The sequence below is a fragment of the Psychroflexus gondwanensis ACAM 44 genome, assembly GCF_000355905.1.
Lineage (GTDB): Bacteria > Bacteroidota > Bacteroidia > Flavobacteriales > Flavobacteriaceae > Psychroflexus > Psychroflexus gondwanensis.
This window is the reverse complement of sequence record NZ_APLF01000006.1, coordinates 61,368-74,504: the sequence shown is the minus strand read 5'-3', so window position 1 is coordinate 74,504 and position 13,137 is coordinate 61,368. Positions and strand designations below refer to the sequence as shown.

Sequence of the window (13,137 nt, the reverse complement as noted above, 5' to 3'; positions counted from 1 at the left end):
CAACTATTTTTGTACCAAACAAAGGTAACGAAATAATCTACAACAATGTTTACAGGAATAATAGAGGAAGTAGGTAAAATCTCTAAAATAGAGGTTTCTAAAGGGAATATAGATTATACTATACAAGCAAACTTTGCCAAAGAGCTTAAAATTGACCAAAGCGTTGCTCATAACGGTGTATGTCTTACCGTGGTGGATATTGAAGACAATAAGTATAAAGTCACTGCTATAGAGGAGACGCTCAATAAAAGCAACCTAAACCATCTTGAGGTTGGGCATTATATCAATCTAGAAAGAGGCATGAAAATGAATGCTCATCTAGACGGCCATATTGTTCAAGGCCATGTGGACCAGACAGCCGTTTGCCAACGTGCTGAAACCAAAAACGGAAGCTGGGAATATACATTCTCCTACGATCCTAAATTGATGAACGTAACCATTGAAAAAGGGTCTATTACTATTAATGGAGTGAGTTTGACGGTCGTTAATTCAAAATTAAACGAATTTAGTGTGGCTATTATCCCCTTTACTTATGAGCATACCAATTTCAAAAATTTGAAGAAAGGCGACGTCGTTAACTTAGAATTTGATGTGATTGGAAAATATGTGAAACGCTTGATGGAGCTTCAAAACAACTAGTTGAGATTAGCATCATTGATTAGCACATTGAAGAGGTCTGCCTTTGATTTAAGAAGTAATTCAAAGGCTTTAATTTCCTTTACTCTTGCATCGATAAGACCTACCTCTCTGAAATTTATAAGGAAAACAGAGCTTTCGCCAAACGAGAACTTTCTTTCTTCTGCTCTCAATAAATCTGAATTGTCTTGAACAATGGATTTAAAAATTATTAACTGAGCATTATAAGAAAGGATTTCACTTCTTGAAGCTTGTATTTTGTTTTGAAGTTGCAAAGTCTCAAAATCAAGATCCAATTCCGCTTCATTAACTTTGATTTTGGCAAGTTTCAAATCTCCTCGTTCTTTCCTCAAAAACAAAGGCAGTCTGAAATATACCCCTGCCTTATATTCGCTAGCATTAAAATTTAAATTATCAACTTGATTAACTCGTTCGTTGATGAAATTATACTCTAAGTCCAATTGTGGCTTTAGCATTTCTGCTTTCAGGTTTTGATTCACTCGGAGCTGATCAATTTTAAAATCCAACGCCCTTATTTTAGGGTGATCTTCCAGCACAAAATCTTCGAGCTGAAGCAAATTTGTCCCTAAAACAGGATCTATACTTCCTGCCGTCAACTCTTCTGGATCCACAAGAGGGTTAAGTTCCAAAGGCACATTATTTTCGAACCAAAGAAAGTTGGATAACGTCAATCGACTCTTGATCAATTTTAGATTAGCTTGTTCCAAACTCAACTTTCTATTTTGAACAATAATACCAGCTTCCAGAGTATCTATTGTTGGAATGTCACCCTCTAAGGCACTTTGCTTTATGCCTTCAAACCTTACCTGAGCACGCTCTACAAAATCATTGAAAAGGCGAACTTCTCTATTAGCTAAATACCAGTCTAAGTAAGATAATACAGCATCATAGAGCAACCTGTTGAGAAGTATATCTCGTTGAGCTTGACTCAAATCTTGCAAAATTTTGGACTGTCTTAAATCTGCCATCCGCTGGTTGATAAATAAGCCCTGACCTAAGGGTACAGAAATACCTGCACTGTAAAGACCGTCTTGTGGCACATTATTTTGAGGATTGAGGAATTGTCCTTCATTTTGTTCAAAACCAGCCTTTACTTCTACTCCAAACCAAGTTGGAATCTTAAAGGTTGAGTTCAGGATGTCGTAATATTCGCTCCCTTTAAATTCTTTGTTCTGCCAATCGATCTCAACCTTAGGATCGAAAGCACCTCGAGATTTGAGCAACTCAGCTTGGGCTGCTGAAATTTCAAAATTAGCGAGTTTGGAGAGGGGATGGTACTCTTTAACGTAGGCCAAAAATTCATTGAGGCTCAAAGTATTGGTTAGATTTTCTTCTTGAGCAAAAGCATTATGGAATAAAAACAAGAATAAGATAGGATAAAGGCGTATCATTTTCCGGTATTTTGACTCTTGTTGCTATTATTATTAGACTCTTGTGGTTGATAATAATCTGGAGGGAATCCATTTATTTGTCTCCACATTTCATACCAAATAGGGACGTTGTTGAGAAGGGCAATGGTTCTTGCTCCAGAACCTGCTCTTATAACCTCCGGCCATTTCTGTTCATCTGGGTTTTGTTTTATGAGCACCCGAAATTTACCATTGTCGCTGATGGTTCGTTCTACCGCGACGACCTCACCCCCATAGGTTCCGTAAGAAAGATTGGGCCAACCTGAAAAGAAAATGGCAGGCCACCCGTCAAAAATGATTCTCAAATTCTCACCAGGGTGCAATAAAGGTAAATCTATAGGATTAACGAAGGTCTCGACAGCCATTTCAATATTGATGGGCATAATACTTACAATTTTAGTCCCAGCACTAAAGGTTTCCCCAATACCCTTTTGTATGGCTCTATTGATAAAACCATCTTGAGGAGCCGTAATATAAAGCATACCCGAACGAACTTGATAGTTGGTGAATTCATTTTCTAACGTAAACATTAGGGCTTCTGTATCATATTGTCCAGATAAAGCTGTGAATTTTTCACTATCAGCCTTAGAAATTTTTTCTTGATAACTAGCTTTAATACTAGATATTTCTATTTTGGCGTTTATCTCTTGGTTTTTACTGGAAAGCAATTTATTCTTTTGAGAAATAACTTTGGCTTGGCTATTTTGGAGCTGAAGTTTCTTGGCTTCAACATCGGTAACAGCTTTTAAGCCTTCATCCTCAAGCGTTTCAGTACGTTCAAATTGGCGTTCTGCAATGATAAGCTGTATTTTTACAGCTTCCAAGTCTATGCTATCACTTTGTACTTGGAGCCGAGCTTGCTCAAGAGTGTTTAAAGATTGCTCTAGCTTAAGCTTTCGTTCTTCTTTAAGCGCTTCAATTTGAAAGTTCAGAGCGTTCACTTTACTAGTATAAGAATCCAAAGAGAAATTTTTAGCCGTTATTTGCGACTCTGTTCTCATTAATAAGTTAGGGTCAAAAAACTTATCAGTGACTTCAGAGATATGCAAAATTGTATCGCCTTTATTAACAATTTGACCCTCGCTCACATACCACTCTTCAACTCGACCAGATATGGCAGACTCGATAGATTGTGGTCTTTGGTTGGGCTCTAGCGTAGTTACAAACCCATTACCCTGAACGTTTTGTGTCCAAGGTAAAAACAGAACAACTAGAAACACGATTCCAAAAACAGACATGATCTTGTTGAAGGTTAGAAATCTATCTTTATTGAATGTAAAAAGCATAGATTTAAATTGAGATAAATCTACTTTTTCATTCAGTTTTTCTTTTGATACGTCTAGCATAACTATTCTTTTATAGACATTACGCCATTATCCATAAAGAAGAAGCGATTGCACTTGCTTTTCCATTTGTCACTTTGACTCACTACCACTACGGCCCAAGGCATCTCTGGATCTGTAATAAAGTCTATAACTTTACTTTCTTCTTCATCCAGAAAGTCTTCAGTTGGATCCTTTAGCACCAATAATTTTGGCTTGGAGGCTAAAGCCCTAGCAATCATAATCTTTTTATTGACTGTGTATGGCAACTGTCTTCCCTCAGAATATATGACCGTTTGCAGTCCTTTGTCTTGTGCTTTTACAAAATCTTTAAGCTGGAGTCTTTCTACCAAAAGCTGAACAAATTCCATAGAGATCTCTGGATTATTAAGAGTTATATTTTCAAGAATTGTACCCTGGAACGTCCTATTATTTGGGAAAAAATGCCCGGCAAAATCCCTGAAATGAGTTATATCTATATTCTTTAAATTGACGTCGTTGACAAAAATACTTCCTTCTATTTCTTCAATTAGTCCTACTAGAGTTCTAAGAAGTGTCGTCTTGCCAGAACCTGGTGTTCCTTGAACCAAGATAAGGTCATTTGGCCTTATAACCACGTTTATATCCTTCAAGATGTGCTTGCCTTGCAGATAAAGATTGACGTCCTTGTATTCAAAAATTAGATCTTGATCTCTCCTAAGTGGTTTTTCACCATCCTGACGTTCCAGTGGAATATCTGTTATTCTACCAAATTTCTCTAGTCCAGCTAACAAATCATAAACACTCTCTAATCCAAGGATAAGCTTTTCTACAGAATTAATCATCAAAAGAATAATAATCTCTGCAGCGACAAATTGACCAATATTCATTTGTTGGTTTATAACGAGTAAGCCCCCAACTATCAATAACGCTGCTGCTACAATAATTTTGAATGCAATCATTTTGAAGAACTGGAACCTGAGTACTCTAAAATGACGTTCTCTAGCTTGAAGGTACTTATAACTGGTCTCATCATTTCGTGAAGAAGAATAAGAGAAACTCTCCGAGACCTTAAAGCCTTCCAAGCTTCGTGAGACTTCTTGTATCCAATGCGCTACTTGGTACTTGTATTTAGATTCTATAAGGGCTTCTTTTACACCTTCATTTAAAGATAATTTGAAAACAATATAGAAAAGAAATAAAATTAAAAAACCAAAGAAAATAAAAAATGGATGGTAAAAGGAAAGCAAAATCAAACCAAATAAAATCTGTATTAGTGCTCCAGAAAAATCGATAACTAACTTTGGTAAGGCCTTTTGGATGTTCATTACATCAAAAAAGCGGTTGGCAAGCTCTGGGGGATACTCGTTTTGTAATTCTGAATATTTCATCTTTGGAAACCGATAAATGAGCTCAAAAGAAGAACGTGCAAATATACGCTGCTGCAAATCTTCACCAATTCTCATCTGCATATACCTCAACACTCCTGCAAAACCCACTGTAAAGAGAACTACGAGTGTAAGGACTATAACCGAGGCATTAAATTCACCACCTATAATAATGTTAACGATCGCCTGTATTCCTAATGGAAGTCCTAACTCTACAAATCCAGCAAATATGGCATAGAAAAATATTTTGAATACAGGACTGCGTTCGAGTTTTAACAAACGCAAAAGCCTTATCCAAGGTAATTTAGTTTCTTCTGTCATAGATTTAGCGTTTTAGAGTATTTGTCAATAAATCCTTGTAAAATAAATACAAATTTGCCTTAGAATGACAATCGGTTAAATTTTCAAAATGTTCAGACAAGAAATATTGATTTAAAGACCCTTCCATCACTAGTGAAGATAGACTATTTCGATAAAGATAGTCTGGGTTTACTTCTAAAATAATAGTTGAAATCCTAGAGGCTAAGCGCTTATAGATGCTGAAATATCCTGCCTTATTTTGCTCATCAACTTGTTTATTATGATAGACTTTTACAAATTCTGAATTTAAAATGTGCCTCAATTTTTTTCCATCTAGTTTGTAAGAACTGTGTTGAGATTCTGGAATACTAAACAAAATGTCTACAGCTTTCATAAGTTTATCTATTCCAGGTTTCATGTTTGTGGTTTGTAATACAAACTCAATTTCTAAAATTCCCCAGTACAACGTTGACAAATAAAGCAAAAGTTTGTGTTTATTTTCAAAATATCTATACACTGAACTTTCTGTAGAGCCAATTTCAAGAGCCAATTTTTTAAAATTAAACTCCTCTATGCCGTGAATGTCAATTAAGTCTATACTTGTCTTAACAATATTTCTACCCAAAGGCGAGCTCTCAGGGTCTTTTAAATAAAGACTAGAATTAATGTCAATTTTTAGATTAGGTAGTAAATTATGCATAACCATTGATTGAGATCGCAAATCTAATAGTAAAACTATCAACTTGGTCTTAATAATGCGTTTTTTGATGTTAGCAAAATGTTAAATAAAATTAGCCCTCTACAAACAGCGAAAGAATAAATAATGTAATTTGCAGCAGTTTTTTCTTATAAATGAAACTCAGAATAAAATTTAAACCTAGGCCAAGGCGCTTTTTAAACAGAACAGAATCTTGTTTAAACTGCGAACACCATCTGGATATATCCGACCGCTTTTGCTCGTATTGCGGTCAAAAAAATTCATCAAAACCTTTAAATTTAAAAGAGCTTTTAGTGGAGTTCTTCGCTGGTTTAATTTCTTACGACTCTCGTTTTAGAAAAACCATAAGCGCTTTAGTGTTCCGTCCAGGGAAACTCAGCAAAGAATATATTCAAGGAAAACGAATAAAGTATGTCAATCCATTTAGATTTTTTATAAGCACTGCTATTATTTTCTTTTTAGCCATAAGCTGGATGAACAGTGACAGTTTGAAAGAATTTAAGAGTACTTCTGAAGTTGAACAAATTGAAAATGATGAAAACTTCAATTATGAGTTTGACTTTGAGGAAAACTCGCCTGCTTATAAGATTGCAGATTTTATTAAGACCAATCCTAGAACTAACTATGCTGAAGCAGTAAACTCCTTAGAAATAGAAGAAACTGTAATGAACCAATTAAAATTCAACTTTTTATTTGGTTATGCTAGACTGAAAGAAAGCCCAATAGGATTCCTGAATTTTCTACTTCCAAAGCTGCCCTTTTTTCTGTTTTTCTTTATTCCTATTTTTACTGTATTCAGTTCTTTATTATATATACGGAGGAAAATACCCTACACGCACCATCTCATATTCAATTACAATCAACAAACTGTATTCCTGATTTTACTTTTTTTTGGTACCATAATCAGCTTTATAAGTTCATGGGTTTGGTTACTTGTATATGTATTCTACTTGTATAAGTCTATGCGAAAATTTTACAATCAAAGTAGAATAAAGACTGTATTCAAACAATTCATCATAATCAACTTCTACTGGATAAGTGCACTTTTGGTGCTAACTAGTTTATCAGTTTTAAGCATTGTCTTTTTTTGATGCTATACAAAACATCATAAAACATACTTCTCTACCAATTTCCAAAGCACATTCGAGATATTTTTCTTTTTCAAGTTTGGTGTGATCATAAATCTTTGGATCTCCATATGGAGTTGAAGTTCTAAAAGTGGCACCAGGAATAAAGGGACAATTCTCGTCGGCTTGAGAGCAGGTCATTATAGCCATGAAGTTTTTTTGAGGATTTCTTATATCATCGTAAAGTTTAGAATAGCAAAAAGTTGATGATTCATCGCCAAATTTTACTTCATACTGAAGATTTTCACCTTTTGACTTGGACAAAACTTCAAAGCCTAAGCTTTCCAGAGTTTCAATAGAATTGGGATGAAGGGCGGTGACTTCGCCTCCACCAGAAAAGGAGTTGATGCGTGATGAGACTCCGTAAAATTCTGATGTAACACTTGCCCAAATTTGACCAAAATGGCTTCTCCTTGAGTTGTGGGTACAGATATAAATAAGGTCCGCTTTTCCTTTATTTCTAAGTTCAATATCCAAAGCTTTTGCGATGCTTTTTAGTATTAATTTTCTTTCTTCTGAGATTGAATCGCGTTCACTTTCAAATTTTCGACACAGGCTTTCAATTTTCGGTAACATCAGAAATGGTGTTAGTTAAGGATATATCTAAAGTTTAATACTTCCATTTATTAGCTAAAGCGACTAAAGACAGCATAATTGGAACTTCTATAAGCACTCCTACAACAGTAGCTAAAGAAGCTCCAGAATTAAGACCAAATAGTGAAATGGCAACAGCGACAGCGAGTTCAAAAAAATTACTAGCGCCTATCATTGCCGATGGCGCACACACATTATGCTTCAGTTTTAAATATTTCCCTAAAAACCAGGTTATAAAAAAAATGAAATAAGTCTGGATAGTAAGGGGGACTGCGATCAATAAAATATCAAAAGGATTATTGACAATTTTATCCCCTTGGAAGGCGAATAAAAGGACTAAAGTAGTCATAAGTGCAAGCATGGAGACAGGCTTCAGCTTTGCTAAAAAAACCGAATTAAACCACTCCAAACCCTTTTTTTTTATCAAGTATTTATTGGATAGATAACCCGCAGAAAGAGGAATCACAACAAAAATAAGCATTGAATAAATCAAAGTATCGTAAGGGATTTCAATATTGGTGACTCCTAAAAGAAGCTTTACGATAGGTATAAAAAGGATAAGCAATATTATATCGTTGAGTGAAACTTGCACCAGTGTATAATTAGCATCTCCCTTGGTTAAATAAGACCAGACAAATACCATAGCCGTGCATGGGGCTGCTCCAAGGATAATCGCTCCAGCGATATATTGCTGTGCGTCTTCTGGAGATAAATAGGCCTGAAAAATTTGGTCGAGAAATAACCAGGCAAAAAAGGCCATCGTAAAAGGTTTTACCAACCAATTAATGACTAAAGTTAAGGCAATACCTTTACTGTTTTTAGTAAGGTTTTTTAAAGATGAAAAGTCAATTTGAACCATAATAGGATAGATCATCATCCACACCAAAATAGCCACAGGAATATTGACTTTTGCTATTTCAATTTCACTAAGGAACTCTATAGAATCTCCAAAAAAACGGCCTACAGAAATTCCTAGGATTATAGCTAAAGCCACCCATAGGCTTAAGTATTTTTCAAACTTTCCCATCAAATTAGAATCATTGGTTTTTTAAATAATGCATTAACAACACTCAGATTCTGGTGAACAATCAGAATTTTGTTCTAAAAACTCAGGTTCAGGAATTCCGCATTTATCTTTTGCTAAGCAATCTGTAAGTGTTTTTACGAGTTGAAAGTTCCCCTCTTTAAAATCTAAATGGTATTTTCCTATGGTGTCGCCTTGGTATTCCACTTCAACTTCCAACCTATCGTCTATAAAAAGTTTTTTTTCTGAAAGCTGAATAATGTTTTTTAACTTTTTGGGTTGTAGTCTGTGGTCGATATCATCGGCATTCCACAGCTGGAAATTAACTACTTTTTCATGTCGTAATGTACCGCCACAATCAATAAAGTCTTTGGTGACTTGTCCTACTTCTGTAACATGAAAATGAGCTGGAACTATGCTTCCGTCTGGTAATTGAAACTTCAAAGCCTCAACTTTAGCTAAATGTTCTTTTACGTGTTTAAGTGTCATGTTTTACTGCTTTTATTATTTATTTCAATCTTATATGTCACTCAAAGGGCGCCAAGCACTTTCAGTAATTCTTTTCTAAGAGGTTTATCCATTTCTTTATTTGCTATTTTTTTTAATGACTACTCTTTCTTTGGGTTCTTCGTTTGTTATTCTTTGTGTTCTTTCCATGAAAAATTTTTATACCTCGGTAAATAGTATCAACATAAATCAATAGAAGGAATAAATTTATCTTTAACAACAGTCTTTTGGATTGGGGTAACGATCAAAAAGTTCATTGAAGTTGGCCTTCAATTCAAACCACTTTTCTTCATTAATACAATAACAAACTGATGTCCCTTCGATATTGCCTTTAATAATGTTAGCCGTTTTAAGCTCTTTTAGATGTTGGCTTATAGTAGATTGAGCTAGACCCAATTCTTCTACCAAGTCTCCACAAATGCAAGTGTTGCTTTTTAGTAGGACTTCCAAAATTGCCAAACGTGCTGGGTGGCCAAATACTTTTGCAATCTGTGCAAATTCGTTTTGTTTGCTTGTAAATAATTCTGTGCGTGTAATTCCCATTTCTTATATCTATATATTGCAATATTACGATTAATAATAAACTTGAAAAAGTTTTTTACTTCCCTTGACAGATTAAGTCAAAGACCTATAGGTTTGAACTTTTAATTTTTTTTTGGTTTTATGAGTACTCGATGGCTGTGTTTATTTTTTGTGTGTGCGGTTAGTCTAACTTTTTCTCAAACCAAAAAGCAATATCAAATTACAAGACAAGACAAGGCTCCTGTTATAGATGGTAATTTATCTGATGGGGTTTGGCAGTCTTTAGAAGTTGCTAGTGACTTCGTTCAATTTACACCTAACGTAAGACTTCCTGCAACTCCAGATCGGAGAACAGAAGTTAAATTATTTTATAGCGACCAAGCTATATTTATTTCGGCTAAACTCTATGATGATCCCAGTAAAATCATGAGTCAAAATACCATAAGGGATGAGTTTGGGCAAACAGATTATTTTACTCTGGTTCTTAACCCTAATAACGATGCTCAAAATGACACTCAATTTATCGTCTTCAGTTCTGGCACCCAAGCCGATGCTTTGTCTTCACCGAGTATAGGGCAGGATTTTGGTTGGAACGCTGTATGGGAAAGTGCCGTTCAAAAAACAAGTCAGGGATGGCAGTTGGAAATGAAAATCCCTTATAGAACCCTAAGGTTCCCTAAAACCGACATTCAAACCTGGGGGGTGCAATTTCGACGTTATTTTAGAAGAGAGCGAGCGGAATATGCCTGGAATCCTATAGACAGGACCACAGGCTATGAGGGTTTGTACCACGGACAACTCGTTGGTATAAATAATCTTCAGCCTCCTTTGCGATTGAACTTGTACCCTTTCACAACAGGAATTGTAAATACGGTTGGAGGGCAAACTTCCACAGATTTTAAACTCGGCCTAGATTTAAAATATGGCATCACCGACAATCTTACTCTAGATGCTACCCTTATTCCAGATTTTAGTCAAGCTAGGTTTGATGATGTTGTCCTTAACATAGGCCCATTTGAGCAAACCTTTGCAGAACAACGTCAATTTTTTACTGAAGGCATTGACTTATTCACCAAAGGAAATTTGTTTTTTTCAAGACGAGTAGGAAATGAACCTTCAGGAACTCTAAATCTTGGAGAAAATGAAGTCGTAGGAAACGAACCAAATGAAGTTGATTTACTGAACGCTATTAAAATGTCTGGCCGTCTTAAAAATGGTCTGGGTATAGGTGTTTTTAATGCCATAACAGAGTCAACTAAGGCTACAGCATTAGACACTCTTCAAAACCAAACCAGAGAGCAGGTTATAGAGCCATTGACGAACTATAATATTTTAGTAGTTGACCAGCAATTCAACAGGAATTCTTCGGTAAGCTTAATCAACACCAATGTGACCCGTTCTGGAGATTTCAGAAATGCAAACGTCACGGGAGCTTTGTTTGATCTTATCAATAATAAAAACACCTTCAAAGTTGCGGGTGAATTCAAAATGAGTCACCTCAACCTCCAAACCGATAACCAAACCGGTTTTAGCTCTGCTTTAGAAATTGCCAAAATCAGCGATCAGCACCAATTATCGCTAAGACACGATTTTGCAGATAAAAAGTATGACATTAACGATCTAGGACTTTTACTCAGGAATAATTTTAATAATATTAGTGGTGAAGCTTCTTATCGCATTTTTGAGCCAACCTCCAACTTTCAAACTTATAGACTCACCTTCGCTTCTGTCTATAAACAGCTGGCTTCCCCCAACACCTATACTGGCCTAGAGTTGTCAACCGATTTCTTTGCCACATCTCCCAAACTAGACACTTATGGCTTTAATATTGGTATGGAACCAGGCCGCCAGTTTGATTATTTTGAACCTCGCGTCGACAATCGATTTTTTATTTATGAAAATCTGACAAGTTTTGGCGGTTTCCTTTCGACTAACTACAATCGCACTTTCGCCATAGACATAAGAGCGAATACAAATACATTTTTTGAAAAAGGGAGAGATTCTTACGCTTACAACCTAAACCTTGAGCCTCGTGTAAGATTCAACGACTACTTTTTTATGGTGTATAGCTTCACCTTCGATAAACGACTAAATGACAGAGGCTTTGCTAGTTTTTTAGGTCAAGAGCCTATTTTTGGAGAGCGGGATCGGAGGATTTTAATTAACAGCATCACCGCGAATTATAATTTTAATTCCTTCCACGGTCTCAACTTGCAGCTGAGACATTATTGGGACACTGTGCTGTACGATGAGTTCATGTATAGTCTCAATACAAACGGAAGGCTTTCTGAAAATGAAAATTTACCTAAAACCGCCTTAAATACCAATCCTGATATCAGTTTTAGCACTTGGAATTTAGATTTGAATTATTCTTGGGAATTTGCGCCCGGAAGCTTTTTAACCGCTCTCTATAGGAATCAATTGTTTAGCAATACTTCTGAAGCTGAGAATAATTTTAAAACTACGTTTAGCAATTTATTTCAACAGGATATACAGCACACCGTCTCCCTCCGTTTGCAATATTTTATAGATGTTAACACTGTAAAATCTTTTTTTACCTCAAAATAAATTCAGTTTGCCTAAGACCGAATAACAGATAGACTTTTAGTTTAGGTAAAAAGCTAACATTTACGGTACTTACAAATACTTAAGTTATGTAACCCTATACCCTACAAACCATAATCTAAAGCCAATGCTAATACTTTGCTCATAGTGCTATTCATTAACTTAAACTAGTGAGGGATTAAAGTAGATTTGTATACAATTAAATAAATATATAAATTATGGAAAATTCAAAAAATGACACTCCAAACATTGTAGGAGTAGCTGCTGGTAATGATGCTTTTACAACACTAGTTGCAGCAGTAAAGGCTGCAGATTTAGTTGATACCTTGAGTAGTGAAGGTCCATTTACGGTGTTAGCACCAACGAATGATGCTTTCAATAAGTTACCAGAAGGTACCGTAGAAAGCTTATTAAAGCCAGAAAGCAAAGAAAAATTAGCAAGTGTACTAACCTACCACGTAGTTTCTGGAAAGTTTGAGGCTGCTGCACTAATAAGTGCAATTACTGAGAATGATGGTAAATTTACAGTAGACACTGTACAAGGTGGAAAGATTGACTTAAGCCTAGAAGATGGAAAAGTAATTTTAACTGATGCAAATGGTGGAAAGTCTACTGTTGTCATTACAGATGTTGCTGCTTCTAATGGAGTGATTCATGCCATTGATAGTGTAGTAATGCCTAAGTAAAAAAACTTAGCATATTTTAAAGACCACCTGAGAAGGTGGTCTTTTTTTTTATCCTTCAGATTATAAACAAGCATTTTAAAACTAAATATTTCTCCAATACCAATTTACCTTTAAATTGATGTTCAACATATAAATCAACTATGTTCTCGGTAAAGATCAAGAAGATTTAGCCCAGATTCAAAAGTTTGGATCGCTAAGTTTATTTTGAAAAAAGTTGGTTAAATTTCAATTAAACTATGCCTGAGTGTCTTCTCGAGCATTTGAAAAGTGTTTACTGCATAGTTAGTGATTGATTTTTTACTCCGTCAGTAATTGATGCAAACACCTAGAAAGATGAAG

Annotated in this window: 12 protein-coding genes; 4 read left to right on the top strand and 8 right to left on the bottom strand. The window is 35.4% G+C overall.

Annotated features, from left to right (window positions below; all coding sequences use genetic code 11):
* Positions 1–45: 45 nt before the first annotated feature.
* Entirely contained in the window at positions 46–639 is a 594-nt protein-coding gene (locus tag PGOND44_RS07495; RefSeq protein ID WP_003439274.1) for a riboflavin synthase, read from the top strand.
* Here the strand turns inward: PGOND44_RS07495 and PGOND44_RS07490 are convergent.
* From PGOND44_RS07490 to PGOND44_RS07475, 4 genes are read right to left on the bottom strand one after another with little or no spacing between them, the layout of a single operon-like run.
* Positions 636–2,048: a TolC family protein gene (locus PGOND44_RS07490; RefSeq protein WP_003439270.1), complete on the bottom strand. Its 1,413-nt coding sequence runs from the start codon at positions 2,046–2,048 to the stop codon at positions 636–638. The two genes, PGOND44_RS07495 and PGOND44_RS07490, sit on opposite strands and share 4 nt — an antisense overlap.
* Positions 2,045–3,412, bottom strand: coding sequence for an HlyD family secretion protein (locus tag PGOND44_RS07485; protein ID WP_003439268.1), 1,368 nt, complete (start codon positions 3,410–3,412; stop codon positions 2,045–2,047). Before PGOND44_RS07485 ends, PGOND44_RS07490 begins: the two co-directional genes overlap by 4 nt.
* Before the next feature lie 2 nt (positions 3,413–3,414).
* Positions 3,415–5,076: a peptidase domain-containing ABC transporter gene (locus PGOND44_RS07480; RefSeq protein WP_003439266.1), complete on the bottom strand. Its 1,662-nt coding sequence runs from the start codon at positions 5,074–5,076 to the stop codon at positions 3,415–3,417.
* Positions 5,077–5,080: 4 nt separating this feature from the next.
* Entirely contained in the window at positions 5,081–5,755 is a 675-nt protein-coding gene (locus PGOND44_RS07475) for a TetR/AcrR family transcriptional regulator (RefSeq protein WP_040555907.1), read from the bottom strand.
* A gap of 152 nt (positions 5,756–5,907) precedes the next feature.
* Between PGOND44_RS07475 and PGOND44_RS07470 the strand changes: the two genes are divergently transcribed.
* Positions 5,908–6,864: a DUF3667 domain-containing protein gene (locus tag PGOND44_RS07470; RefSeq protein ID WP_040555897.1), complete on the top strand. Its 957-nt coding sequence runs from the start codon at positions 5,908–5,910 to the stop codon at positions 6,862–6,864.
* Here PGOND44_RS07470 and PGOND44_RS07465 read toward each other — a convergent pair.
* The 4 genes from PGOND44_RS07465 to PGOND44_RS07450 all read right to left on the bottom strand — a co-directional run bounded on the left by PGOND44_RS07465 (position 6,844) and on the right by PGOND44_RS07450 (position 9,568).
* Positions 6,844–7,476, bottom strand: coding sequence for a low molecular weight phosphatase family protein (locus PGOND44_RS07465; RefSeq protein ID WP_003439259.1), 633 nt, complete (start codon positions 7,474–7,476; stop codon positions 6,844–6,846). The genes PGOND44_RS07470 and PGOND44_RS07465 overlap by 21 nt on opposite strands.
* Positions 7,477–7,510: 34 nt before the next feature.
* Positions 7,511–8,521, bottom strand: coding sequence for an ACR3 family arsenite efflux transporter (arsB, locus tag PGOND44_RS07460; RefSeq protein ID WP_003439257.1), 1,011 nt, complete (start codon positions 8,519–8,521; stop codon positions 7,511–7,513).
* 33 nt (positions 8,522–8,554) lie between these two features.
* Positions 8,555–9,007, bottom strand: a complete 453-nt coding sequence (locus PGOND44_RS07455) for a DUF6428 family protein (RefSeq protein WP_003439256.1) — start codon at positions 9,005–9,007, stop codon at positions 8,555–8,557.
* A 231-nt stretch (positions 9,008–9,238) separates the two neighbouring features.
* Positions 9,239–9,568 (bottom strand): ArsR/SmtB family transcription factor, encoded by a 330-nt coding sequence (locus PGOND44_RS07450; RefSeq protein ID WP_003439254.1) that lies wholly within the window; start codon positions 9,566–9,568, stop codon positions 9,239–9,241.
* 120 nt (positions 9,569–9,688) lie between these two features.
* Here PGOND44_RS07450 and PGOND44_RS07445 point away from each other — a divergent pair, with 120 nt between their 5' ends.
* Both PGOND44_RS07445 and PGOND44_RS07440 read left to right on the top strand, forming a co-directional pair.
* Positions 9,689–12,115 (top strand): DUF5916 domain-containing protein, encoded by a 2,427-nt coding sequence (locus PGOND44_RS07445; protein WP_003439252.1) that lies wholly within the window; start codon positions 9,689–9,691, stop codon positions 12,113–12,115.
* Between the two features lie 215 nt (positions 12,116–12,330).
* The gene (locus PGOND44_RS07440; protein WP_003439250.1) at positions 12,331–12,798 is read left to right on the top strand and encodes a fasciclin domain-containing protein; all 468 of its coding nucleotides are present in this window, start codon (positions 12,331–12,333) and stop codon (positions 12,796–12,798) included.
* Positions 12,799–13,137 lie beyond the last annotated feature (339 nt).